The following is a 23,413-nucleotide window of genomic DNA, read 5'->3' on the forward strand; positions in this document are numbered from 1 at the left end:
TTACGACCAGAAAGCGCTGTTCAACGCTAGTGAAAATCACATTCTGGCCGATGCGTCTCTTGGAACATTAGCTTTATAGAAGATAGTTCTAGAGGCCATTCTTCCAAGGTTTTAAACAGAAGCTTCTAAAGGCGTTATAGAAACAACATTTAATCATTCATGGAACCCTCGGGCTCAGCTACTGCTGGGCTTCTTTTTTGTCTGCTATCCGGCCTAAACCTTCTGGCTTAGATCTTCTGATCTAAACCTTTTGAGCGATGATCGTCCGATGACGAGGACTATTGGCAACGATACGCGGTGCAGAAAATCCAGCGTCTTGAAAAACTTGATTCATATCCAAGGAAAAATACTGATCTAAGTAGGGTTCTGTGCTTTTGAGTAGCGTAAACACATAGGGTGGGAGCTCGCGATAGATTTTACTGGCTGGATTCATATCCATGATGGCAAAGTGCCCGCCTGGGCGAACCAACCGATTTGCTTCGGCGATGATGTCTTTAGCCGCAGAGCTGGGCAGCTCATGAAAGACTAGGAACGCGGAAACTAAGTCTGCAGAACTTGCATCTAGCCCTGTATTTTCAGCCGCCGCGTGCTTCCAATGAACAGATCCAGTCTTCTCTAGCTGCTTTAGTCGGTATTGGCCTACCGCTAAGAAATAAGGCGAGAGTTCAATCCCAGTGACCCGGGCGTTCGGAAAGGCTTCTCCAATAGCTACGCTGCTCATGCCAATACCACATCCCAAGTCAACAATGTCTTTAGGAGTTTCCGCTGATATCTCGTCGAAATACTCCTTCAAAATCTGGTGATAGCTAGCTCGTAAACTTTTATCCCCGTTGATGCCTGAGCGTTCATCCGTCCAAATTTGGGCATGTACAGCTCGCGCAGCCGCATCAACTTCCATTGCCGGCAGCCATCCTAGATTACCTTCGTCATAGGCATGAAACTTGGTGGTGTAATAAGGTGGGTAGTCAATAGTCGGATCTGCGATCGCTCTTAGCTCTTCCTCCCAAATTGGATTGATCTTTTCCCTTGCTAGCTGGCCTGCTGGTAGCGGGCTTGAGCTTTGCGCAGATTCATCACTTCGCCTCTCTAGTTCCTTGACCTCATCTCGCCAATACACTCCGATTGTTTCCGCTCGGTCCATCATCATCTTGCGAGCTCTTTGCCTGGCAAACTTTGCTAAAGGCTTCACACTCAACAGTCCATTGACCAAAGAGATCTTCAAAGAATCCGAGAGAGATGTCGTAGCCGTGTTCATAGAGCAATACCTATCAGCAGCAAAGATTGAAAGTAAAAAGACCGTAAGCAAATTTTCGAAGAAACGCAGCAGCCTAGCTCACCCGTATTATCTTTACGAGCCTATCAAGTTTGGTGTTCAGTCGATAGCGAGCTGGAATAAACCCTTACAAAAAGAATTCTCAGCCATAAACGTTCAAGAAAACGTTAATTTAGGCTAATAATGCTTCACGACTTCACCATGGAAAATATCTACGAGCGCCTACTCGATCAAGCTGGTCGGAAAACGTTTGAGCTACCCGGTGCCTACCCTCATTACAACCCTGATCGACCTGGTCAAGTAGAACATATTGCGCTAGACCTTGTCTTCGATGTCCCAAAGAAGAGCTACAGTGGCAGTTGCAGCGTCACTATCAAGCCAGTTGTTGATGGCGTTAGCAGCCTCACGATGGACGCTGTAGATCTCAACATCAAGTCCGTCAAAGTCGGCAAGATTAAGCAATCGTTTGACTACGACGGCCAGCAGCTAAAAGTCGTGCTTAAAACCCCGACAACCGCAGACAAATCCTTCACATTGACCATTGATTACGCCGTCGAAAATCCACAGCGTGGCCTCTACTTTGTCGGTCCAGATCAGCACTATCCTGACAAACCCACTCAGATCTGGACTCAAGGAGAAGATGAAGATTCCCGTTTTTGGTTCCCTTGCTTTGATTATCCAGGGCAGCTTGCTACCTCTGAGATTCGCGCTCAGGTCCCTCAGAAATTCAAAGTAGTTTCTAATGGTGAACTGGTCTCTACGAAGAGCAAAGGCACCAACACGATCTATCACTGGAAACTAGACAAGCCGCATCCTAGCTATCTGATGACGCTAGCGATTGGCGAATTCGATGAGATTGAAGATGAATGGCAAGGCAGACCTGTTCGCTACTTTTTTGAGCAAGGGCGCGAGGTAGAGGCCAAGCTAACGATGGGCAAAACGCCTCAAATGCTAGATGCACTTAGCAGTTGGTTCGGCTACACTTACCCGTTCTCCAAGTACGATCAGGTGTGCGTTAGCGACTTTATCTTTGGTGGTATGGAGAACACCACTACCACGCTGCTAACCGATCGCTGCCTAATCGATCAAAGAGCAGCGATTGACAATCTGCGAGCTGAAACTCTGGTCGCTCACGAACTGGCTCATCAATGGTTTGGTGATTTGATTGTGATTAATCACTGGTCACAGGCATGGGTGAAAGAGGGCGCTGCTACTTATTCAGAAGTACTGTGGATAGAAAAGACCCAAGGACAAGATGAGGCGTTTTATTACCATCTCAATCACGCTCGTGCCTACCTGAGTGAAGATAAGAGTCGCTATCGCCGCCCCCTCGTGACTCATATCTACCGCGAGGCAATTGAGCTGTACGATCGACATATCTACGAGAAAGGATCCTGTGTGTATCACATGATTCGGATGGAGCTAGGGGATGAATTATTCACTAGAGCCATGCGGACACTGTTAGAAGACAATGCGCACAGTACGGTTGAAACAGTTGATCTGCTGCGGGCCATCGATAAGGCCACCGGGCGCAATCTAAGGTTTTTGTTCGATCAATATGTGTATCGGGGAGGTCATCCTGATTATAAGGTTGGCTATAGCTGGGATAGCGATAGTAATCTAGCCAAACTAACCGTCACTCAGACTCAGGTAGAAGATGGCAAGTCGCAGGTACAAGAAGGTCTGTTTGATCTGAAGGTGCCGATTGGATTTGGCTATCTAAAAGCGGGGGCAAAAGACACAAAGCCAGAGCTAAAGATTTTCAAGGTGCGAGTGCACGAACGAGAGCAGGCCCTGTATTTCCCGCTGGAAGCGAAACCCGACTTTGTGAGCTTTGATGTCGGCAATCATCTGCTGAAAACGGTTGAATTGGCTTACCCAATAGCAGAGCTGAAGGCACAGCTGCAGGCTGATCCTGACCCGATCTCTAGACTGTTGGCAGCCGAAGCACTGGCGAAAAAAGGAAGCTTGGAGGCTGTCGCTAGCCTAGAGCAGGCATTGAAGGATGAGCCGTTTTGGGCGGTGCGAGCAGAGGTCGCTGAACAGCTAGGTTCGGTGCAGCTAGCACAAGCAGAAGCGGCGCTGACCAAAGGGTTAAAAGACAAGCATCCAAAAGTGCGACGCGCAGTAGTCACCGCTTTAGGCAAAGTGAAAACAACAGATAGCTACAAGGCATTGAAAAGTGTGGTTGAAAAAGGGGACGAAAGCTATTACGTAGAGGCTAGTGCAGTGCGATCGCTTGGCAAAGTCGGTACGGCAACGCTTGATGGCAAGGACAAAGAAAAGAAGACTTTGAAGCTGCTAGATATGGTTCTAAAAGAGAGAGCCGGGTGGAATGAAGTGGTCAGAAGCGGGGCGATCGCCGGACTTAGCCAGTTCAAAAGCTCTGAGGCAGCGTTAGATCTGTTGCTTCCTTACACTGAGCTAGGTGTTCCACAGCCACTGAGATTAGCGGCCATTCGAGCATTGGGCACGATCTCTACTGGCCAGGAAAAAATTGCAACAGAAAAAATACTAGAGAGACTAGCGGCACTAGCAAGAGAGGATTTCTTTCTTACGCAAGTAGCTACGGTGGGCGCACTAGCTCAGATGGAAGTAAGCGGTGCGGTTGCTATTTTACGTACGCTGGCGGACCATAGCCCCGATGGACGGGTAAAACGGCGGGCAGACGAAGCGGCGCAAAAAGTGCAAAAGAAGATTGATTCGGACGGTGCGATCGCTGACTTACGTCAAGAACTTGATGAGGTTAAACAAACTAACAAGGATCTCAAGAGCCGACTAGAAACACTAGAAGCAAAATCAAAGAACTAAAGAAGGCGCACTGGAGATAACACGCTGCTTACCTGAAGCTATCTTGGCTTTACCGAGCAATAGACATCTCTGCAAAAGGGTCTCTATAGCGTTCGTTCCTTAGCTAGAGACCTTAGCTAGGGGATAGTTCTCTGTCTGCAAGCATTCGAAACAATAGGTCAGGTGACTAGCGTTCCTCGTCCGCATAGCCTTCTTTGTGAGTATGCAACTAAGGAACGCTATCTTTGCAGGCTAACAGATCGTTAGTTTACCCCACTAGATATGGAGGGAATACTCAGACCAACCTCATTAGTGCCCATCTAAAGGTCCATGTTGAAACTTGTCGTTGGTCATAGTAATGATCCTGATTCCCGAGCGGCGATCGCAGATATATTAGAGCAACTACACGTAGCGCTAGCTGGAGACTTGCCACTGGCAGGCTTACTGTTTGCCGCGATTAATTTTGAGCATACTCGAGTCCTTCAGGAGATTGCAGCGGCCTTTCCAGATATCGAACTAATTGGCGGTACCACCGACGGAGAGATATCCTCTGTGCTGGGATTTGAGCAGGACTCACTTACACTGGCTGTCTTTTGCTCAGATACGATTACGATCAGTGCGGGTATGGGTCGTAACGTCTCAAAAGATGTGAACGCCGCGACTCAAAATGCTGTTCAGCAGGCTAGCAGCTCTCATACAGAAGATATTCAATTTTGCATTAGTCTTCCAGAAAGCTTGACCAGTGATAGTTGGATGATTTTGGAAAGCTTAAAGGGATCTTTGGGAACGCAAGTGCCAATTTTCGGAGGATTGACTGCTGACCAGTGGCGATCCCAACAAACTTATCAGTTCTTCAAATCTGAAGTATGCAGCGATGCAGTGCCTATCTTACTATTCTCAGGGCCGATTCTATTTTCTCATGGGGTTGCTAGCGGTTGGCAGCCTATCGGTAAAGCCGGCAAGGTCACTAGAGCGCAGAACAACGTAGTCTATGAGATCGACAATCAACCGGCCCTAACGTTCTATCAGCGGTATCTAGGTAGTTTGCCGCCGTCTTCAGAATATCCGCTCGCTTTGCTGGATGCTGATAGCGATCGCTACTATATGCGAGCTCCTAGTGGAATATACGATTCAACAACTGGTAGCATCACCTTTTTTGGAGATGTTCCAAAAGAATCTATCGTACATATCACTGACACAAGCCATGATGATATTCTTAGAGCCTCTAGAGAATCCACTCAGCAGGCTTTAGCCTCCTATCCAGGGAAAGCTCCAGCCGCCGCTTTGTTCTTTTCTTGTGCTAGTCGAAGACAAATTCTAGGCAGCCGTACCAAAGAAGAATATACACAAGCTCAGCAACTTTTGAACAAGACGCTACCCAGCTGTGGCTTCTATACGAACGGAGAGATCTCACCGCTTCAGCCCAAAGGCGACACCTACATGCATAACGAAACATTTATCACATTGCTGCTAGGAGATACTTAATGTCTTTGAGCTCTCATCAATCCCGGCCAGCAATTGAGTCCTTAGAAAAGGAGAATCGGATTCTACGTAGAAAGCTAGGGCGGGCGGAAGCTACTATTCTTCAGTTAGAAGAAACAACTCGTAAGAAAGAAGCTTTGCTGCGGCAGGTGATCAACGAATTCAAAGAATCGCAGACATTCCTAGAACAGCAGAGCTATGAATTAGAACAAACCTGTATCAATCTAAAATTCGCTCAAGCTCAGCTTATCCAAGCTGAAAAAATGTCTGCATTAGGTCAGCTAGTAGCCGGGGTTGCTCACGAAATCAACAACCCTGTCAACTTTATCTACGGTAATCTTAGTCATCTAGAGGACTACATTCATAGCCTGCTTAGCTTCCTAAAACTCTACGAGGCACGCTACCCTAATCCGGATGCGAATATCCGACAGCAAGGCGAGGAGATGGATATCGCTTTCATCAAAGAAGATGCACAAAATATCCTATCCTCAATGACGATAGGAACTGAACGCATTCGTGAGATCGTGCTATCGCTTAGGAACTTTTCAAGGATGGATGAAGCGGAGTGCAAGTTCGTGGATATTCATGAGGGAATAGAAAGTACGCTGCAAATCTTACAACATCGGCTAAAGGCTCAGTCTAATCGAGCTGAAATCAAGATTGTTCGAGACTTTGGCGATCTACCGTTGGTCGAGTGCTTTGCCGGTCAGCTCAATCAGGTGGTGATGAATATTATCGCCAATGCTATCGATGCTATAGAGACATCCTTACATAACAACTCTCTAGATCGAGAGGAGCTACAAATTATGCTGCAAACTAAAGCTAGCGCTGATAGCGTAGTGATCAGTATTGCCGATAACGGTACTGGCATGCCGTTGACTGTTAGAGAACGTATCTTTGAGCCGTTTTTCACAACCAAACCAGTAGGCAAAGGAACGGGTATGGGCATGGCGATTAGCTACCAAATTATTGTCGAAAAACATTCTGGTAAAATCGAATGCTTTTCTGATCAAGGCGTAGGCACCAAGTTCGTTATTACAATTCCTATTCAATTGGCCGATTAGCCTAAACTACGAAGCAGTCACTGTCAGTCTCGCGAAACCATTCAGCCGAGGCTGGTTTTTGCATTGCGAGGCTGGTTTTTGCATTGCATAGAGCGATAGACTGGTTCGTAAGCTAATTAAGCTGCGAATCCGCAAGAGTCTATTCAACTTGCTCGAACGTAGACAGTGCGTTTGACTTAGGGATGGCGGGTTAGTTGTGGAATAAGTTTCAGCTATAGCGACTTCTAAAGGGTCGGACGGCAACCACTTGACAACTAAGTTAGCTTGTTCCTTGAATTTTTATTCTATCTGTTATCAGGAGATGCATATATATGTCTCGACTGCGTCATCATCCGCTGCGGCTGTTGCCTCAGCAAAACTATGAGAGCGATCGCCATGCAACTTGGTTAGAGCTATTTTTCGATCTAGTTTTTGTGCTGGCGATCGCAGAACTTGCTCATATGCTTCATGGCGATCTTACTTGGACAGGCATTGTTAGCTTCGCGATTTTATTTGTACCAGTTTGGTGGCTATGGATTGATTTCAGCTATTTCGCCGATCAGTTCAACATAGAGCGAGGAATTTATCGCGTTATTCTGCTAGGAACTATGTTCGGGCTGATTGTTATGGCACTGTCTGTTTCCCATGCCTTGGACGGAGGATCAGCCAGGTTTGCGATCATCTACACGATCCTGCGCTTTATTATTACCGCTTTGTACATACAAGCTTGGCGAACTGTACCACCGTTTAGATCGCTTACCCGACGCTATGCAACGAGTTTTTCAATATCGCTTGTTTTGTGGGTATTCTCAATCTTTGTGCCTGAGCCAGCTCGGTTCTGGTTGTGGGCGATCGCGCTAACAATCGAAATCGGAAATGGCCCTATTACCTATCTTACCGTCCGTGATGTTCCTGCCCAAAACTCACATATGGATGAGCGCTTTGGATTATTTACCATCATTGTACTAGGAGAAGCGATCGTTGCTGTCGCTGCGGGTGTGGCCGGAACCAATTGGGGATGGCAAAGTGTTCTATTAGGTGCGAGCGGTTTTGTAATCGCCGTCAGTTTTTGGTGGATGTACTTTGAGCGGGCCGACGAGTCGGCTATCAACCAGGCGCTAAAAGGGAGCAAGATGGCGCTACTTCGTTCATATGTCTACGGATACTCTCATGTGTTTGCTTTTATGGGAATTGCCATGACTAGCGTAGGCATCCAGGTCGCGATCGAAACTACTCCAAATGCTGACTTGTCATTCGAGACAAGAACTATACTATGCGGCGGAATCGCTATTTTTCTAATAGGAGTGACTTTGCTACAGTGGGCCTCTCCTTGTTCTTTGCCACGAAAGGCGATCCTACTACGCATTTGCTTAGCGATTCTATCGCTCTGTCTGATCTCTCCTATATCAGTACTCTCTCCGGTTGGACTAGTTTTATTATTGAGTATCTCTTTAGTGAGCCTAAACTGGCAAGATGGTGTGTCTTTGCCTGAAGCGAAAGTTAGTTGATAGATGACAGTCGGTTGCCGTAGGTAAGCAGCAAATTAGCTGTATAACGTCAGTTCGGGTTAAGCAGCAGGGGGAAGTTCCCATTCCATATGGAGAGAAGGCTTCTTCGGTTGGTGGCAATAAGCAATCAGTCCACAGAGGATGTTGACCCAGCAGTTGACCGGACTACGGTGACGAGAATGCTCTATCTGCGAAATGTTCTTCAGTTGGTCGATAATCGTTTCGATGATGGAACGTTTGCGCGAGAGTAGCTTGTCAGTTAGCCGCACTAGCTGGTTCTTCATGTTGCGCCGAGGCTTAGCAAAGAACTCGATGTTGAACGCGTCGAGTAGTTGCTTGGCCAGCTGCTTCGATACATAGCCTTTGTCTGCGCAGACTTTTCCCCATAGTCCAGTAAGTAAGTCAAAGGCGGGCTCACGGTCGTCCGTATTGCCCGGGGTCAGGGTGAGGTTGAGTAGTTCACCGCACTCGTTCACCACGAGGTGTAGCTTGAAGCCATAGAACCAGCCGACAGAGGTTTTGCCCCTAGCTGCCGTATCTTTGCAGACCTTATGCTGCCAGATCCGACGGTTGTGGCAGACCGATAGACTGGTCGCATCGATAAAACTAATGCCTGTACAACGGCCGAAGCAGCGCTTCAGATAACAACACAAGGGAAACAAACAAGAGGGCGTCCATTCGACAAAGCGGTTATAGCTGACTAGCGTTGGAAACGCTTGCTTCCAGTACTGGCATACATGATGAACGTAGTAGTGTTTGAAGGTGCGGTAGTGGCTTTGGTGAAAGCCGATGAGTATCGTCATCACTTCGCTTAGGCTCAGCGAACGAGCGCGTTGTCGCGTCTTTAGATGGTGGCTTAGCAGTTGACGCTGCCAGAGGGGTTCAAACACTTGGCAGAAGTCATCGACGTGGCAGAACAGTTCTTCTAAGCTGAACATAGTGGAGGATAGGGCTGATGGGTTTTACAACTTCAGCTTACCTATCCTCCTTTCTTCGAGCTTTCCTTATCCCGAACTGACGTTGTATAGCAACGTTTACATACACGAGCGTAGTGTTTCAAAATCATGGGCTAAAAAGATTACTCATGCAAAGGTAAACAGATAGTAAATTCTGTTCCTTTTCCTTTGGAAGATTTGAGCAGTAGCTGTCCGTGATGTTTGTCTACTACAATTTGATAGCTAATTGCCATTCCCATACCCGTGCCTTTCCCGACAGGTTTGGTAGTAAAGAAGGGATCGAATATTTTTCCTCTGGTCGCTTCATCCATACCAGGGCCGTTGTCTGCGATTGTAATGATTGCCTGATTTTCCTGACGGGCAGTTGAGATTGTGATCTCAGCATTCGTTGCTTGGTTCTCTGCTTGATTTTCTTCTAGTGCGTCAATTGCATTGACCAAAATGTTCATGAACACCTGATTAATCTGTCCTGCATAGCAGGCTACAGGTGGCAAATCACCATAGTTTTTCGTGATCGTAATTGCTGATGAGGACTTTTCTTTTTGCTTTAGTCGATGCGCTAGGATGATTAAAGTGCTATCTAATCCGTCGTGGAGATCGACTGTTTTATACTCGGCTTCATCCATCCGCGAGAACGTTCGTAGAGAGAGGACTATCTGCCGAATGCGCTCAGCGCCTAGCCGCATAGACTGCATGGCCTTGGGCAAATCTTCTAGGAGAAATTCTAATTCAATCTCTTGCGTGCAGCTTTGTACGGCGGGTAAGGGCTCCGGGTAGCAGCGCTGATATACCGATAGTAAAGTAAATAGATCCTCAATATACTGCTCTGTGTGTTCAACGTTGCCATAGATGAAGCTCACTGGATTGTTGATCTCATGAGCAACACCGGCTACTAATACGCCCAAAGAGGACATTCTCTCTGCCATTAGCAAACGCGATTGCATGGCCTGTAAGTCTGCTAACGCTTTTTCTAGTTCTTGACTTCGGTGTCTAAGTGTTGCCCTAGAAGTTTGTAGCTCATGAATAGTTTTACTTAAAAGTGATTCTGCCTGCTGCCTGCTGCGATGCCATCGCTCTAGATTTCGTTCGTTAAGGCTTAGTTTCCGCTGGAGCCTCCGGTTCTCGGTTTCTAAAGTCCTCAGACGTTGCTCAAGCGGCTCACTTTCTGGCATTTGTACTACTCCGTTCCGATCACAACCGTCACTAATGTCTCTTGGTGATAGCGTACTTGACCGCCAATTTCTAGAGGACCAATCTCTCCATAGGTGTAAAAGCCAGCTACAGGAACAGTGGTTTCTATAAACTGTTGACCAAGCTCATACTCTTCCTTAGTTCGGTAACCAAGCAGCCATCGGCGGGCCGCGCAGGAAAATAGTAAAACTGCGGCTGGTTTTTCACCAGGATAACCCGCTAGGGCCTGTTCAATGGATTCTTGGCTAGCAGCTACGATATGATCACCGGTAGCGTAGGTAATTTGGACTTGGGCTTGTTCTGGAATTTCGTCTGTAAAAAGAATGTCGCCAGCTTCTAGATCCCAATGGTTTGAAGCGCGAAGATAGAAGCGATCGCTATCTTCTTCGAAAATGGCCAAGGGGTATTCTCCAGAGATAGGGAAATCGCCTAGATAGTCTTGATAAAACTTTGTGGCGGGCTGATGATCGATCTCATGAACAACCGGACTATCACACTTAGTAATCCTAGCTTTTCGACTAAGCGGTTGCCAGCCACTAGCGACGCCATGTGACACCTTTAGATTTCCAAAGAATACTAGAATAGGCAGCCCATTTTGGACAACTTCGTCCTGGAAAAACTGGTAGGTCTGCTCAAATTGAAAATGATCGCCTGCTCGCCCGCCAACAATCGGTACGCCGGTAGGCAGTAGCTTTTGTAACTGTCTTAGCGCTGGTTCTGTGCCATCTGCAATACCATCTGGGATAGTGATACAAAGCTTTGCACTATCTAGTTCATTTTCAAGCCCTAGGGATGCAATTGCTTGTTTGGCGGCAGCGTCAGCATCCTTTGACAAGCCTCGGCCTAGTCCAGCCCGAATCGTTACAGTCTTCGAGCAAAACATCATCATCGTCAGCGAGTCTTCCTGAAACCCTAGGACTGAAGATATCTCTCCATAGGTTGTACCTCCGACCACAGACATTTCCGGAAACCTGTCTCGAATACGAGAAAGAATTAGGGCGTGATCAAAATCGATTGCTGCCAACAAAATGCTAGCCTGAGGCTTGCGACCTTCAAGCTGAGCCACGCATTGAGCTAGAACTTCGGAAATTGCCTCCTCAGAATCTATGTGGACGCTATGGCCAACAACTACTTTGAGCATATCTTCTTCCAACTTGACTACACGCTAGCCCTTGTACAAAGCTGCTTTTGCCGACAGACCTACGCGACGAGCATTAAAACCCTCATAGGCACATCCTTCTAAGTTAACTACAAATCGTAACTTAGGACATCCGAATATTTGCGAAGAAAAATCGATAAGCGCCAAAATCAATCAAGCTTCCAAAGTTTTCTGGCACGTTTTTCCAAGGCATTACTTTAGCAACTAGCAGCTCTGCGGCTGGGTCGTTCGCTGTCCTTTTACCAAGACCCTCACTTTAGAAACATATAAGCATTCAGTATATCCGTACTGAGGCAGAGCATAGATATCAAAGATGTTTGTTAATTATAAAGCCTTACATCTTCAATCTCTAAAAAGAGAAGCTTGAATGGAAAATTATGACGTAGTGATTATCGGTGCGGGACACAATGGTCTTGTTTGCGCTGCTTATCTATTAAAGGCGGGCTACAGTGTCGCTTTATTAGAGAAAAGATCAATCCCAGGCGGGGCAGCGACGACCGAGGAGCTGATGCCGGAGGAGGCTCCAGGATTTATGTTCAATCGCTGTGCCATCGACCATGAGTTTATTCACCTAGGCCCAGTGATAGAAGAACTAGAGCTTCACAAGTATGGCCTCGAATATCTGTTTTGTGACCCCACAGTTTTCTGCCCCCATCCAGATGGGAAATACTTCCTATCGTACAAATCTGTTGATAAAACCTGCGAAGAAATCGCTCAGTTCAGTCGCCGTGATGCCGAAAAATATAGAGAATTTATTGACTTCTGGCAGCGATTCACTAAAGCAATTCAACCAGTCTTCAATGCTCCTCCCCAAGCTATCTTCGATATCCTTGGAAACTATGACATCAAAAGCATTCAGAACTTGTTGAGTATTTTGGGTGGACCTCACAAGTCACTAGATCTAATTCGTACGATGTTGACCAGTCCTAAGGATCTTCTAGATGAGTACTTTGATTCTGAGTTTTTGAAAGCGCCTTTGTCCAGATTGGCTTCTGAGTTTGGAGCCCCCCCTTCGCAAAAAACGATTTCTGTTGGCGGCATGATGATGTCGATGCGGCACAATCCTGGAATGGCAAGGCCAAAAGGTGGAACAGGTGCGTTGATACAGGCACTGTTGAAGCTTGTAAAAGCCCAAGGCGGTGTTGTATTGACTGAGCAAAACGTTAAACGAATTCTAGTCGATGGCAAGCGCGCAGTGGGTGTGGAGGTGCAAAATGGAACGGAGTATCGCGCTAAACACGGTGTGATCTCGAATATTGATGCTAAACGAGTATTCCTACAGCTTCTAGAATCAGAGGATGTGGCGGCAGTTGATAAAGATCTTCAAGAACGGTTAGACAGAAGAATCGTCAACAACAATGAAACAATCTTGCGGATTGACTGTGCTCTTTCAGAAGTACCTCGATTTGAACACCACAATCACCGAGACGAGTATTTGGTTGGATCTGTTCTCATTGCCGACTCGGTGCGTCATGTTGAGATTGCGCACCAGGAGCCAGAGGTTGGTAATATTCCAGATGCCGATCCTTCCTTTTATGCGGTAGTGCCAACAGTGCGAGATCCGAGCATGGCTCCTGATGGACGGCATACCCTATGGGTGGAGTTCTTTGCACCCTATCAAATCAACGGAGCAGAAGGTACCGGCTTTGCTGGAACCGGCTGGACAGACGAGCTGAAAAACCAAGTTGCTGATCGCGTGATCGATAAGCTAGCTGACTATGCGCCGAACATTAAGCAGTCGATTATTGCGCGGAATGTAGAAAGCCCTGCTGAACTGGGTGATCGCCTAGGTGCCTACAAAGGCAACTACTACCACGTTGATATGACGCTCGATCAAATGGTATTTTTCCGTCCGCTACCTGAAATTGCTAACTATACTACGCCGTTTGATGGCCTTTTCTTAACAGGTGCAGGGACTCATCCAGGCGGTGCTATTTCTGGCATGCCAGGGCGCAACTGTGCTCGTACTTTCCTAAACCAGCAGCAGCCCGTGCTTAATCGGATAAGAGAAATTGGTAAAACGGTTTTTCCAAAACTGTCTTAGGAATTAGGAAATGGCTGCCAATAGCGCTAACCCCGTAACTTTCTTGCAATAAAATCTATGACTATTGCTCCATTTCATCCTCTGCACAAATCGGCTGGTGAGCGGATGCCGTCATTATTACCCTCTAATGTATCAACAGAGTTGTTGAAGATTTCAACTGAGATTGCTGACGAAGCAGCGCTGAATGCGGCCTCGGTTGACCGTGTTGGCGGCTTTCCAGCAAGTGACTTTGATAGGCTAGTAGATGCTGGCTTGTTGAGGGCACCGTTGCGCTCTGACTTAGGGGGAATAGGGCTTGGCTTTGAGTCTAACCGGATGGGCCTGCTGCTACAGATTCTTAAGCAGATAGGTCGCGGCAACCTATCTTTGGGGCGAGTGTTTGAGGGACATGTGAATGCCCTTCAGCTCATTCAAACCTTTGCAAAAGAGGAGCAGATTCGAGCGTTTGCTAAAGATGCTCACAGTCGTAAGGCGTTTGGCGTTTGGAATGCGGAGGCCAAAGATGGCGTGAAGCTCTATCCAATCGGGGAGGAGCGCTACCGGATGGAAGGAAGTAAAACCTTTTGTTCAGGGTGCGGTTATGTGGAACGCCCTTTTGTGACCGACAGTCTGCCTGCGATAGCGTGCTGGTCAGACGAGAGATTGGGGCACCTCGTAAGCAACCAAGATTATGCTGATTCAGTAGAGTAACTTTAGTAGCAGAAGAAAAATTTTGTGTAGTTTTATAGAGTTCTGGAGAATTATCTTTCGATGCAACAGGCACCAAATTGAAGGAATGCACAAAGAAACAATCCCTGAAGACACTATCACTTAATTCTCACAGGTTATTAAGCTCTCCTTATCCTCACAAAGTCATATTTGGTCTTATCCTTGGGAACAACAGGATGATGGATTTAAAACTAGTAGGAATACATCGTGGTATGACAATTCACCCACCCTGTTGTTTTATGTGGTTTGCGCCTATGCGTCAAAGCTTAGTGCGATCACTGCCTTGGTAACAGGCCTAAAGTTAAGTAGATACTACCTATAAGAGACAATAAGTTCTGTTCTTTTAAGGTTTGTTTGATTTGCTTTGAGCGGAATTTGCTTTGTCCAGAGATTTCGAGGAAGACAGGTAAAACTTGTACGGGGCGTTAGTGTTAATAGATATGCTAGAGATAGCAGCGCAACGAACAAACTGATTAAACGTTCAGATTGATATTGGAATGAACTGTACGTGATCAGTACCTTTCCTATCGCAGCATAGATAAACAATAATTCCATTAGAAGAGGCATTTGATTGCTACTTCTAAAGGTAGGCCTCTAGCGATTAATTTGTATGGCCAAGTAGGTGATGTAACAAAATCGCCTTTGCTCCATATCAAATAAGGTCAAAGGCGATTATGCATACTGGCTATGAAATTTAGCAACTCGATACTCTATCCACTAGAACTGATAATCCTGTTAGAACTGATAATCAAACATGAATCAGAGTGTTTACGAATTAGCTAGGAATCAGAGCGAAAGGGAGTTCGAGAGAGCGGTTCTGGCTTGATATCATCAGGAACAGAAGGATCCTTATCTCGGCGACCTCTGTCTAGGTAGAAGCCGAAGTAAGCAGCCGCGATCGCGCTGATTAAGTGCAGCCAAACGTCGTTGCCATATAGAGGCATCAGGCCGAAAAAGGTATTAGCAATTGGAATAAGTCCCAAAATTCCTAGAAAGCCGAACCACACCGCAAAGGTATCAGCGCATAGACGAGCAAACGCCTCAGTACCAGCGGCATAACCCGCTAGGCCAGCTAGGCCAACAACTAGATAAAGAGTCGACTCGAATGCATTGATAGGAAATAAGCCGAAGAGATAACCCAAGCCACTAGTAACGCCGACCTCCTGCATTATCTCCGGCACCATATCAACAGGTGAGGCAAGTGAGGGAATCAACCCTGTAAAGCCAAGGACTAGATACACTAGGCCGATGACAAGTGAAAAATAGCGAACTGCCATTAAATGAACATCCTTATTAGTAGAATAACTCTCTTAGTACAGCGATTTTCATAGGGAAACACCTTGTTCGAAGGGTGTATGTTTGAACTATCAAAGGGGTCGAAGTAATATGTTGAATCTTGACCTTTTGAAGGATGCAGGAGTCCATATTAGCTTTGACTTATCACTTAATGAAGCTATACGTGCGGTGAAGGGGTATGTGTGAAGGGAGAGTGTATAAATAGAAACAACTCTTAAGTGGGCGACTATGTTTAAGCGTGTTCTGGATAGCCGGAGGCGCAAGATTTGTTGGTTCTAATTTTTACGCTACTGGTGTGATAGAACAGACAATCTAGTATATGTACTCGACAAGCTCATCTATGCAGGAAACAAAAGTAGTTTGATAAGGTTCAATTTGGTTTGGGCAAGTACAGCTGATAGAAGGCGATATCTGCGATCACAATCTAGTCACTCAGATTCTTCAAAACAACAACATCAACACAACTGTTCACTTTCTTTGAAGAGTCGGACGCGGTGGCAACCGCTACTCTTTGTAAAAGATGGTGACATACTGAAAGAGGGTGATATAACAGAGCGTGACTAGGAGATAGTAATCTGTTCTAGTTTCTGATTAAGAAGCTCTATTTTCTCCTTGAGCAGGCGTACCTGCTCGCTCAGCTCTTCTGGTTCGCTCTTTGTATTGGGTGGTCTCAATTGAGAATCTTCAGCAGCATTAGAGATCTTAAAGCTATCGAGTTCGTCCATAGAATTCAAGTCATCTAGGTCGAAATAACTCTCCTCTAGAACGGTTAGATATCTTGGTGAATCCGGCTGATTAATCAATGTGGGGTCGGCATTGTAAGGAAAGCCATACTGTAGTTGGCTTACCGTGAAGGCTGATAGATGTTGAAGAAGGTAAGTCAAGATGTAAACTCTGCCGTCATCGCCTAGGGGCATGTAGGGATCAATGGAGAAGTGATCACTATAGGCACCCCCAAATAGCAGCTCGTCGTTAATGTTGAGTAGACCCACCGAAGCGGCAGATTCTCTATCCGCTGGCCCATCGTCTGCTATGGATATAGCGGCCTGTTCGGCTGACGGTTGATGAGATTCGTCGGGCTCTGCGGAAGGGTGTAAAGACGTATGCGAATTTTGAGAGGTAGCGGGCGGTTTGTGATCCAAAGCTTCATTAGGCGGCTTTGGCTGTGAGCTGGCTGTCCTTGAATAGCTCTGTTCTAGATACTCTCGGTATTCCTGCGATTCTATGGGTTCTTGTTCTCTAGGGTCTGAGTTGTCGAGGGTGGAAATCTCAATCAGACTTAGGTCCTGGAGGACAGGAGACTCATCAGCGTAGTCCTCTATCAAAGAATCTAACAGAATACTGCCTGTGGAAGCTACAGGCTCTGATCTTTTAGGTATTAGTAAGGGTAGATGAAGCAGGTCTAGATGCTCAGTTCCGTCCATCCTCTTATCGTCGAGGCTCGCTAGCTGATAGGTTTGTCGTCTAGCTTGACTACTCTTGATAGAGGATGATCTCTGCTGAGGACTTTCTAGCTGACTCATTTCGTTCTTGACCTCTAAACTAGGAGAAAGGAATGAAAAAGTAAGCTGAGAACTGACTGACTTTGGCTTTTCCCATACCGGTACGTAGTTATACTACGCATAACTACGTAAACTGGATGTATTTTTACTTTGCTTTACAATTACAACAGCGTTTTACAAATCCTTTTTAATAAACACTGCTATTAAGGTGGATAGCGCTGGCCAAGGTGCTATGCTGCTGAACCTAATCGGTAGCCCTTTCCATAAACCGTGTGGATAAGGACAGGCTGGCCTGGCTGCTCTATTTTTTTACGGAGTAGGCGCATTTGGGCAGCTAGCGTATTACTGCTTGGCGCTGAGCCTTCTCCCCAAACGGCATCATAGATCTGGGCATGCGTGAGTAGTTGATGGGGCGATCGCATCAAATAAGCCAAGAGCTGAACTTCTTTATCTGATAGCTCAATCGACTTGCCATTGCGGCTAACTAGCTGGTTTTCGACCTGGAGCTTGAGGTCCTCGAACTGAAGAATAGACGGAGATGCAACTGAGGGAGATCCTGGGCGTCTAAGCAGTGCGCGAACACGGGCTAGCAACTCTCGTAGCTCAAAAGGTTTGACTAAGTAGTCGTCTGCGCCTGCGTCTAAACCATCGACGCGATCATCTAGCGTATCTTTTGCTGTTAGGAAGAGAACGGGTGTAGATAGAGCCTGCGATCGCACTTTCTGGCAAATCTCTAATCCACTCATCTTTGACAGCATCCGGTCTAGAATGAGCAAATCGTACTGCCCGCTGATTGCCATCTGCGCTCCTGTTTCACCATCACTAGCAACATCGACGCTATAGCCTTGGCGCCGCAAAAGATGGCTAAGTGGATCGGTTAGTTCTACTTCATCATCTACCAGTAGGATACGCATTGAGTCAGATATGAGCCAGATGAGCTAAACGATGAGAGCTTAGGAGAGTGCTAGAAGTGAATTGTGAGCAAGATAGCTGACTACTTAAGTATTAGGCAATCGTCTCGGCAGGAATAGGAGCAGTTGACTGAGCAGTAGAGGCTTTCGTAGTTTTATCTAGAAAACTAATCAGTTCTTTCTCAAAGGAAACCTGAGCCCGGTTAGTCCGACCGCCAACGAACAGCTTGTCTGCTGTTTTGAGCGCCCACACTTGAGAATGGGATATGTAGCTCATGACTACACCAACCATTAGCAGGCCAAATCCCAAATAGACCACAGGAATACCTGGGTCAGCTTTGATCTGCAGACCTGTACTGCCAATAATCTCGTCTAGGTGAAGGGTGATACCATTGACTTCGGCGCTGCCACCTTGACGGACGGTAGAAACAAGCTTTCCACCCATATCGTATAGCAGCAGAGTGCCTTGCAAATCTTGTGCGATGAGTGACACGCCTGCGCTCATATCCGGTTTGGTAGGCACCCAAGTTCCCCACAGCTTAGCGCCTTCTACGTCTAGAGGGGCCATCGCCAGCTCAAAAGTCGGGCTATTATTAACGCGAACCTTAATCCCGCCAACGGCCCAGTCTGCCTGATACAAAGTAACGTTCTTGTAGCGTAGCGGCTGATTTACCCAAATAGTTTTGCGTTTTACCTCTTCGCCTGCGTTATCTAAAACAGAAAGATCGGAATAGAACTGATCAACCCGTCCTTCAGGGGAGTAGTCGATCCAGAAGCGATTGACGTGGACCGACCAATCTTTGGGAATCTGTGGCCCTGCCCAAGGACCTGCATCAAAGATGTTTTGGACTTTGAAAGTTTGGCCGCTAGGAACCATTTCTTGGGCAAAGAAGCCGGTCATAGAACCGAGTATTGCTCCGCCTAGGATAAGCAGCATGCTGGCATGAACCACAATCGGACCAATACGCCCAGAGAGCCCTTTATGAGCGTAAAGCATAGTGTTTCCACTTTCGCTTTTCTCATAGACTTTGTATCGATGATCGCTGAGCTGCGATCGCAAAACCTGCCAATCTCCTCCTTCTAGCTCGGTACTCAACGCCATCTTCTCAAACTGGCGAGGCTTGCTGTAGAAATTCCAAGTGCGAGAAAACCAACGCAGTGCTGTAATCTGCCGAGTAAAGGTGCAGGCAGTAAGACTGGCGCCAAAGAGAATCAGGATAGAGAGAAACCACCAGGTGCGATAGACATGATCTAACCCTAAGATCACGATAAACTTCCAGGTGAGAAAGCCAAAGAGCGCTGGAGAGTCAGGATAGTTTTCTTGGTAGAAGCTCAGTCCTTGGCCCTGCTCGATGACGGTGCCGCTGACGCTAAATACAGCGATCGCCAGAAGCAGGGCGATCGCTAGTTTTAGATCCGCCAATACTGGGACAAGCTCTTTGCGGAAATAGCGTTTTACGGCGGTAAGCATATGAAGACTAAGAAGAAACTAAATAGATTAGGCGATAGGGAGTAGCCGTGTGACCAGCGAGAACAGGCCAAACCCAACTAGTAGCACACCGCTCGCAGGCGTAATCCAGCCAGACCATCGCCTGATCTCTAAGATTCGTTTGATTGAAGCTGTAAAGATTCCGGCTAGCATTAATGGAGCGACGTAGCCGATAGTGTAGGCAAGTAATAGGGATGCTCCAAGCACCGGATCTCCCTTCTCGCCCACCCAAGCTAGTAGCGTCGCTAGTACTGGAGTACTACAAGGAGAAGCTACCAGACCAAAGGTCAGTCCTAGCAAATAGGACTTAACTGAGCGGGGAATGTCGTTTTGTAGAAATTCTGTATCGTTAAAAGAAGGTAAGGGGGGAAGCGGAAGTGCTTCTAGAAGGTTTAATCCCATCAGGATGGCGATCATACTCACCACGATTGGTAAACCAACGCCCACCTGTCCATATACCCAACCCAAACTACTAGCGGCTAGTCCTAGTCCTGCCAGCGTAGTCGCTAGCCCAACCGCAAACCAGACTGATTGCCCCACTGATTGCCAACGACTTTTTGATTCGTAGCTACCCATGTAGCCGACTGTAATCGGCAGCATAGAAAGCATACAGGGGGTCAAGCTAGTCAGAAGACCCGCTACTGCGATAATTCCTATACTCGCTAGCGATAGATGGCCTAACTGAGCTTCTACCCATCCGTTAGCAGCCTGGCTAAGATGATAGAGAAACAATTGTAGGCGCTCATACAACGTCTCTGAGAGAGAATCGCCCATAGTTTGGAATAACCCAGCTCAGATGATCTGGTAGTCAGTATCTATATATTGTACCGAAGTGCTGACCTGCCCTGCTATGACATGTTTTGCGATTCCATACGCTGGGCGATCCTACGTAAATAGCCTTTTAACTCTTTGAACGAGAAAGCGATCTCAAAGGCAATACGTTTGCATCTCGTGATTCGCGCGCCACCCTGATCAAGAGCGCCGCGGTAATTAGACTAGCGATGACTGAGCTGCCGCCATAGCTAAACAGCGGCAAAGGCAGTCCTGTTGTAGGTAGAGAACCCGTTGCAACGCCGATATTTATCAGTGATTGACCCACTAGTAGAACCATGCAGCCAATGGCAACCAAACGATGGACTGTTTTTTGAGACTGAACGGCAACGACTAGAGCAAGCGTACTGTAGATAGCAAAAAAGATCAGTAGAACAGCACTACCAATAAATCCAAACTCTTCGGCGAAGACTGAGAAAATGAAGTCAGTATATTGGATTGGTAAGAAAAATTCTTTTTGGGCAGAGAAACCATAGCCAGCTCCTCCAAGGCCGCCTGAGCCAATAGCTAGGATGCTTTGAACTAGCTGGTAGCCCTTTCCAGCCGGATCAGCCCAAGGATCAAGGAACGAGGTGATGCGATCGCGCTGATAAGACTTGATGCTAATACTGACCAGCGCCGCCACTAACCCACTCGAAGCTGTCAATATCAACTGTCTATAGGGTAAACCAGCTGCCAATGCGATTAGCCAAATCGTCATGCCGCAAACAGCTGTCGTACTGAGGTTAGGCTGAGCCAAGATCGATAGCAGTCCGAGTGTAAAGATTCCTAGCCAAATGAGCCTAGTTTGGTTGGTTAGCCTATGCCATTTGCCAAAAAGCTGAGCACTTTGCAGAACGAGAAAAGGTTTCATTAGCTCTGAGGGCTGAATCAAGAAAGGCCCTAGTGGTAGCCAGCGAGTGGCGCCATTAACCGAAATCCCCACACCTGGAATATGAGTTGCCATTACCAACAGCATAAATACCAACAGCAGCCAACCTGAAAGCCGCATTATCTGCTGCAGTGGGTGGCGAGTGATATATCTAGAAATCACTAGCCCTATCAACATCCAAACAAGCTGCACTGAGAAATAGTGGCTACCCCTTCCATAGTCGTCTTCAGCCGCATGATAAGAGGCAGAGTACAACACGACTAAGCCAACGGACAGCCAGAGCAAAGTCATCCAGCGTAGCAGCCGAGCTTCGATCGCCCAGTCTTGTACTGAGAAAAATTGAGTGACATCGGTCCTAAGACCAGCCGCAAAAGATAAGTTCAAAGATCTCTAGCGTGGACTGCTGCCCAGCGGATGTAGTTATAAATGTTGTTAGAGCTATAGAAGATAGGTGCTTATCTTGTCAAGTACTTCTGTGAATCAGAGCGTTCACGCTCTTAGGTCTTCGGTTTAAGCGTCCTAGCCTATGAGTTTGACTATACTAATTTCTGTTTTATTTTTTGTTTTAAATGCTCAAAACGCAACAACCCCCCAAAGGTACTGGGGGGTTGTATGAAATCGAGACCCGTATTTATGGCTGCTTGCCTAGCTCTGGTGCGCCTATCAGGGGGGCGTTGAGCAAAGGCGTGGTCGCGATTGGAAGCGGTGGATTCTTGTCTTGTGCGATCGCAAACATCTCTGTTCGAATCCGCTCAGTGATCTGAACGGTCTTCGCATCATAGAGCTGGGTCAATCCCTTAGGATACAAACCAAATCCAATAATGGGGATGAGCAAACAGGTAATCACAAATACCTCGCGTGGCTCTGCGTCAATTAGCACTTCATGCTCAATCAGCTCCTGGTTCTCAGGGCCGTAGAAAATCTCTCGCAGCATAGATAGCAGATATAAAGGCGTCAAAATCACCCCGACTGCCATCAGCATCACCACAATCAGCTTGAAGTTGAAGCCGTAAGCATCGCTGTTTGCAAAGCCGACAAAAACCATCAGCTCAGCCACGAAGCCACTCATTCCTGGCAAAGCGAGAGATGCCATCGAACATGTTGTAAACATCGCAAAGATCTTTGGCATTTTGCGACCGACACCGCCCATCTCATCGAGAATCAGCGTATGAGTCCGATCATAGGTAGCACCCACTAGGAAAAACAGACTTGCGCCGATTAGACCGTGAGAAACCATTTGCAAGACCGCGCCACTGAGTCCAAGGTTGGTAAACGAACCAATTCCAATCATCACAAATCCCATATGGGAAATCGAGGAGTAGGCAATCTTTCGCTTCAAATTGTTCTGAGCAAACGATGTCAGCGCTGCGTAGATGATGTTCACCACGCCAAAAATTACTAGCCCTGGCGCAATTATGGCATGAGCATCCGGTAACATCTCGACGTTCATCCGGATAATTGCATAACCACCCATCTTCAACAAGATGCCAGCTAGCAACATGTGTACGGGCGCAGTGGCCTCACCGTGAGCATCCGGCAGCCAAGTATGAAATGGAATAATCGGTAGCTTGACTGCGTAGGCAATCAAGAAGCCAGAGTAGAGGAATAGCTGCAACCTCAAAGGAAATTCTTTGGCCGCCAGCGTCTGCATATCAAAGCTGATGGTATCGCCGTAAAAGGCCATACCCAGTGCCGCTAGTAAGATAAACAGCGAGCCGCCAGCAGTGTAGAGAATAAACTTTGTCGCCGCGTACAGCCGCTTCTTGCCACCCCAGATAGAAAGCAATAGGTAAACCGGCAGCAGCTCTAGCTCCCACATTAGGAAGAACAGCAGCATGTCTTGTACGACAAATACGCCAATTTGACCTGCGTACATAGATAGCAGCAGAAAATAGAATAGCTTTGGCTTGAAGGTAACCGGCCAAGAGGCCAGGATCGCCAACGTCGTAATAAAGCCCGTCAGCAGCACCAGCGGCATAGAAAGCCCATCAACGCCGACAGACCAGCGCAAATCGAGCTGAGGTACCCAAGCGTAGCTTTCGTACAGCTGCATACCTGCGCTGTTGATGTCGTAGTGATTGACGAAAGCGTAGACAATAGCAGCGAAGTCAATTAGTCCAATAACTAGGGCGTACCAACGAACGGTGCGACCCTTCTCATCGGGAATGACCGGAATCAGCAGCGCCGCTAGGAACGGGAAGAAAACAATAAACGACAGCCAAGGAAATTGATCCATAACAAAGTTGAAATCTGCAAGCAGGGGTGAGCTATCGGGCTTTATACACTCTAGGTAGAAAAATCTGATTTAGACCGAGGCTGTTAGCTTTTCTTAAAGGTAGTTAGCAAAAGGCGCAGGATA

At 47.0% G+C, this 23,413-nt stretch carries 17 protein-coding genes; 6 read left to right on the forward strand and 11 right to left on the reverse strand.

Features of this window, described 5'->3' with window-relative positions:
• Nucleotides 1–241: 241 nt before the first annotated feature.
• Nucleotides 242–1,255 (reverse strand): class I SAM-dependent methyltransferase, encoded by a 1,014-nt coding sequence (locus S7335_RS10995; RefSeq protein WP_038016107.1) that lies wholly within the window; start codon nt 1,253–1,255, stop codon nt 242–244.
• Between the two features lie 201 nt (nt 1,256–1,456).
• On the opposite strand from S7335_RS10995, the gene S7335_RS11005 reads away from it, so the two are divergent.
• The 4 genes from S7335_RS11005 to S7335_RS11020 all read left to right on the forward strand — a co-directional run bounded on the left by S7335_RS11005 (nt 1,457) and on the right by S7335_RS11020 (nt 8,096).
• On the forward strand, nt 1,457–4,084 hold the full coding sequence (locus S7335_RS11005; RefSeq protein WP_006453744.1) for a M1 family metallopeptidase: 2,628 nt from the start codon (nt 1,457–1,459) through the stop codon (nt 4,082–4,084).
• 309 nt (nt 4,085–4,393) lie between these two features.
• A complete protein-coding gene (locus S7335_RS11010; RefSeq protein WP_006457454.1) occupies nt 4,394–5,548 on the forward strand; it encodes an FIST signal transduction protein in 1,155 nt (384 codons plus the stop codon).
• A complete protein-coding gene (locus S7335_RS11015) occupies nt 5,548–6,609 on the forward strand; it encodes a sensor histidine kinase (RefSeq protein WP_006456083.1) in 1,062 nt (353 codons plus the stop codon). The genes S7335_RS11010 and S7335_RS11015 overlap by 1 nt, the downstream gene beginning before the upstream one ends.
• A gap of 311 nt (nt 6,610–6,920) precedes the next feature.
• Nucleotides 6,921–8,096, forward strand: coding sequence for a low temperature requirement protein A (locus tag S7335_RS11020; RefSeq protein ID WP_006455606.1), 1,176 nt, complete (start codon nt 6,921–6,923; stop codon nt 8,094–8,096).
• Nucleotides 8,097–8,155: 59 nt separating this feature from the next.
• Here S7335_RS11020 and S7335_RS11025 read toward each other — a convergent pair whose 3' ends face one another.
• From S7335_RS11025 to S7335_RS11035, 3 genes are all read right to left on the reverse strand, one after another.
• Nucleotides 8,156–9,034, reverse strand: coding sequence for an IS982 family transposase (locus S7335_RS11025; RefSeq protein ID WP_006453390.1), 879 nt, complete (start codon nt 9,032–9,034; stop codon nt 8,156–8,158).
• Nucleotides 9,035–9,174: 140 nt separating this feature from the next.
• The gene (locus S7335_RS11030; protein WP_006455170.1) at nt 9,175–10,224 is read right to left on the reverse strand and encodes a sensor histidine kinase; all 1,050 of its coding nucleotides are present in this window, start codon (nt 10,222–10,224) and stop codon (nt 9,175–9,177) included.
• Nucleotides 10,225–10,229: 5 nt separating this feature from the next.
• Complete coding sequence (locus tag S7335_RS11035; RefSeq protein WP_038016111.1) at nt 10,230–11,384, reverse strand: FIST signal transduction protein; 1,155 nt, start codon at nt 11,382–11,384, stop codon at nt 10,230–10,232.
• Nucleotides 11,385–11,769: 385 nt separating this feature from the next.
• Here S7335_RS11035 and crtO point away from each other — a divergent pair, with 385 nt between their 5' ends.
• Both crtO and S7335_RS11045 read left to right on the forward strand, forming a co-directional pair.
• Complete coding sequence (gene crtO, locus S7335_RS11040; protein WP_006455611.1) at nt 11,770–13,446, forward strand: beta-carotene ketolase CrtO; 1,677 nt, start codon at nt 11,770–11,772, stop codon at nt 13,444–13,446.
• 57 nt (nt 13,447–13,503) lie between these two features.
• The gene (locus S7335_RS11045; RefSeq protein WP_006456437.1) at nt 13,504–14,136 is read left to right on the forward strand and encodes an acyl-CoA dehydrogenase family protein; all 633 of its coding nucleotides are present in this window, start codon (nt 13,504–13,506) and stop codon (nt 14,134–14,136) included.
• A 797-nt stretch (nt 14,137–14,933) separates the two neighbouring features.
• On the opposite strand, the gene S7335_RS11050 is transcribed toward S7335_RS11045, so the two are convergent.
• The 7 genes from S7335_RS11050 to S7335_RS11080 form a co-directional block, all read right to left on the reverse strand.
• Nucleotides 14,934–15,431 carry a DUF4383 domain-containing protein gene (locus tag S7335_RS11050; protein ID WP_006454186.1) on the reverse strand — a complete coding sequence of 166 codons (498 nt, stop codon included), beginning with the start codon at nt 15,429–15,431 and terminating at the stop codon, nt 14,934–14,936.
• Nucleotides 15,432–16,010: 579 nt separating this feature from the next.
• Nucleotides 16,011–16,973, reverse strand: coding sequence for a hypothetical protein (locus tag S7335_RS11055; RefSeq protein WP_038016113.1), 963 nt, complete (start codon nt 16,971–16,973; stop codon nt 16,011–16,013).
• Between the two features lie 209 nt (nt 16,974–17,182).
• Nucleotides 17,183–17,866 carry a response regulator transcription factor gene (locus S7335_RS11060; RefSeq protein WP_006454471.1) on the reverse strand — a complete coding sequence of 228 codons (684 nt, stop codon included), beginning with the start codon at nt 17,864–17,866 and terminating at the stop codon, nt 17,183–17,185.
• A 91-nt stretch (nt 17,867–17,957) separates the two neighbouring features.
• Nucleotides 17,958–19,334: a cytochrome c biogenesis protein gene (locus S7335_RS11065; protein ID WP_038016115.1), complete on the reverse strand. Its 1,377-nt coding sequence runs from the start codon at nt 19,332–19,334 to the stop codon at nt 17,958–17,960.
• A 27-nt stretch (nt 19,335–19,361) separates the two neighbouring features.
• Nucleotides 19,362–20,126, reverse strand: a complete 765-nt coding sequence (locus S7335_RS11070) for a cytochrome C biogenesis protein CcdA (RefSeq protein WP_006455630.1) — start codon at nt 20,124–20,126, stop codon at nt 19,362–19,364.
• A 127-nt stretch (nt 20,127–20,253) separates the two neighbouring features.
• On the reverse strand, nt 20,254–21,438 hold the full coding sequence (locus S7335_RS11075; protein ID WP_006454153.1) for an FtsW/RodA/SpoVE family cell cycle protein: 1,185 nt from the start codon (nt 21,436–21,438) through the stop codon (nt 20,254–20,256).
• A 247-nt stretch (nt 21,439–21,685) separates the two neighbouring features.
• A complete protein-coding gene (locus tag S7335_RS11080; RefSeq protein WP_006455000.1) occupies nt 21,686–23,290 on the reverse strand; it encodes an NAD(P)H-quinone oxidoreductase subunit 4 in 1,605 nt (534 codons plus the stop codon).
• Nucleotides 23,291–23,413 lie beyond the last annotated feature (123 nt).

Source organism: Synechococcus sp. PCC 7335 (assembly GCF_000155595.1).
Lineage (GTDB): Bacteria > Cyanobacteriota > Cyanobacteriia > Phormidesmidales > Phormidesmidaceae > Phormidesmis.

What these genes read in the sequence shown, in the direction of transcription:
- S7335_RS11015 (WP_006456083.1), top strand. Translation starts at nt 5,548, where the DNA reads ATGTCTTTGAGCTCTCATCAATCCCGGCCAGCAATTGAGTCCTTAGAA.
- S7335_RS11060 (WP_006454471.1), bottom strand. Translation starts at nt 17,866, where the DNA reads ATGCGTATCCTACTGGTAGATGATGAAGTAGAACTAACCGATCCACTT.
- S7335_RS11055 (WP_038016113.1), bottom strand. Translation starts at nt 16,973, where the DNA reads ATGAGTCAGCTAGAAAGTCCTCAGCAGAGATCATCCTCTATCAAGAGT.
- S7335_RS11050 (WP_006454186.1), bottom strand. Translation starts at nt 15,431, where the DNA reads ATGGCAGTTCGCTATTTTTCACTTGTCATCGGCCTAGTGTATCTAGTC.
- S7335_RS11005 (WP_006453744.1), top strand. Translation starts at nt 1,457, where the DNA reads ATGCTTCACGACTTCACCATGGAAAATATCTACGAGCGCCTACTCGAT.
- S7335_RS11080 (WP_006455000.1), bottom strand. Translation starts at nt 23,290, where the DNA reads ATGGATCAATTTCCTTGGCTGTCGTTTATTGTTTTCTTCCCGTTCCTA.
- S7335_RS11070 (WP_006455630.1), bottom strand. Translation starts at nt 20,126, where the DNA reads ATGGGCGATTCTCTCTCAGAGACGTTGTATGAGCGCCTACAATTGTTT.
- S7335_RS11030 (WP_006455170.1), bottom strand. Translation starts at nt 10,224, where the DNA reads ATGCCAGAAAGTGAGCCGCTTGAGCAACGTCTGAGGACTTTAGAAACC.
- S7335_RS11035 (WP_038016111.1), bottom strand. Translation starts at nt 11,384, where the DNA reads ATGCTCAAAGTAGTTGTTGGCCATAGCGTCCACATAGATTCTGAGGAG.
- S7335_RS10995 (WP_038016107.1), bottom strand. Translation starts at nt 1,255, where the DNA reads ATGAACACGGCTACGACATCTCTCTCGGATTCTTTGAAGATCTCTTTG.
- S7335_RS11065 (WP_038016115.1), bottom strand. Translation starts at nt 19,334, where the DNA reads ATGCTTACCGCCGTAAAACGCTATTTCCGCAAAGAGCTTGTCCCAGTA.
- S7335_RS11025 (WP_006453390.1), bottom strand. Translation starts at nt 9,034, where the DNA reads ATGTTCAGCTTAGAAGAACTGTTCTGCCACGTCGATGACTTCTGCCAA.
- crtO (WP_006455611.1), top strand. Translation starts at nt 11,770, where the DNA reads ATGGAAAATTATGACGTAGTGATTATCGGTGCGGGACACAATGGTCTT.
- S7335_RS11020 (WP_006455606.1), top strand. Translation starts at nt 6,921, where the DNA reads ATGTCTCGACTGCGTCATCATCCGCTGCGGCTGTTGCCTCAGCAAAAC.
- S7335_RS11045 (WP_006456437.1), top strand. Translation starts at nt 13,504, where the DNA reads ATGACTATTGCTCCATTTCATCCTCTGCACAAATCGGCTGGTGAGCGG.
- S7335_RS11010 (WP_006457454.1), top strand. Translation starts at nt 4,394, where the DNA reads ATGTTGAAACTTGTCGTTGGTCATAGTAATGATCCTGATTCCCGAGCG.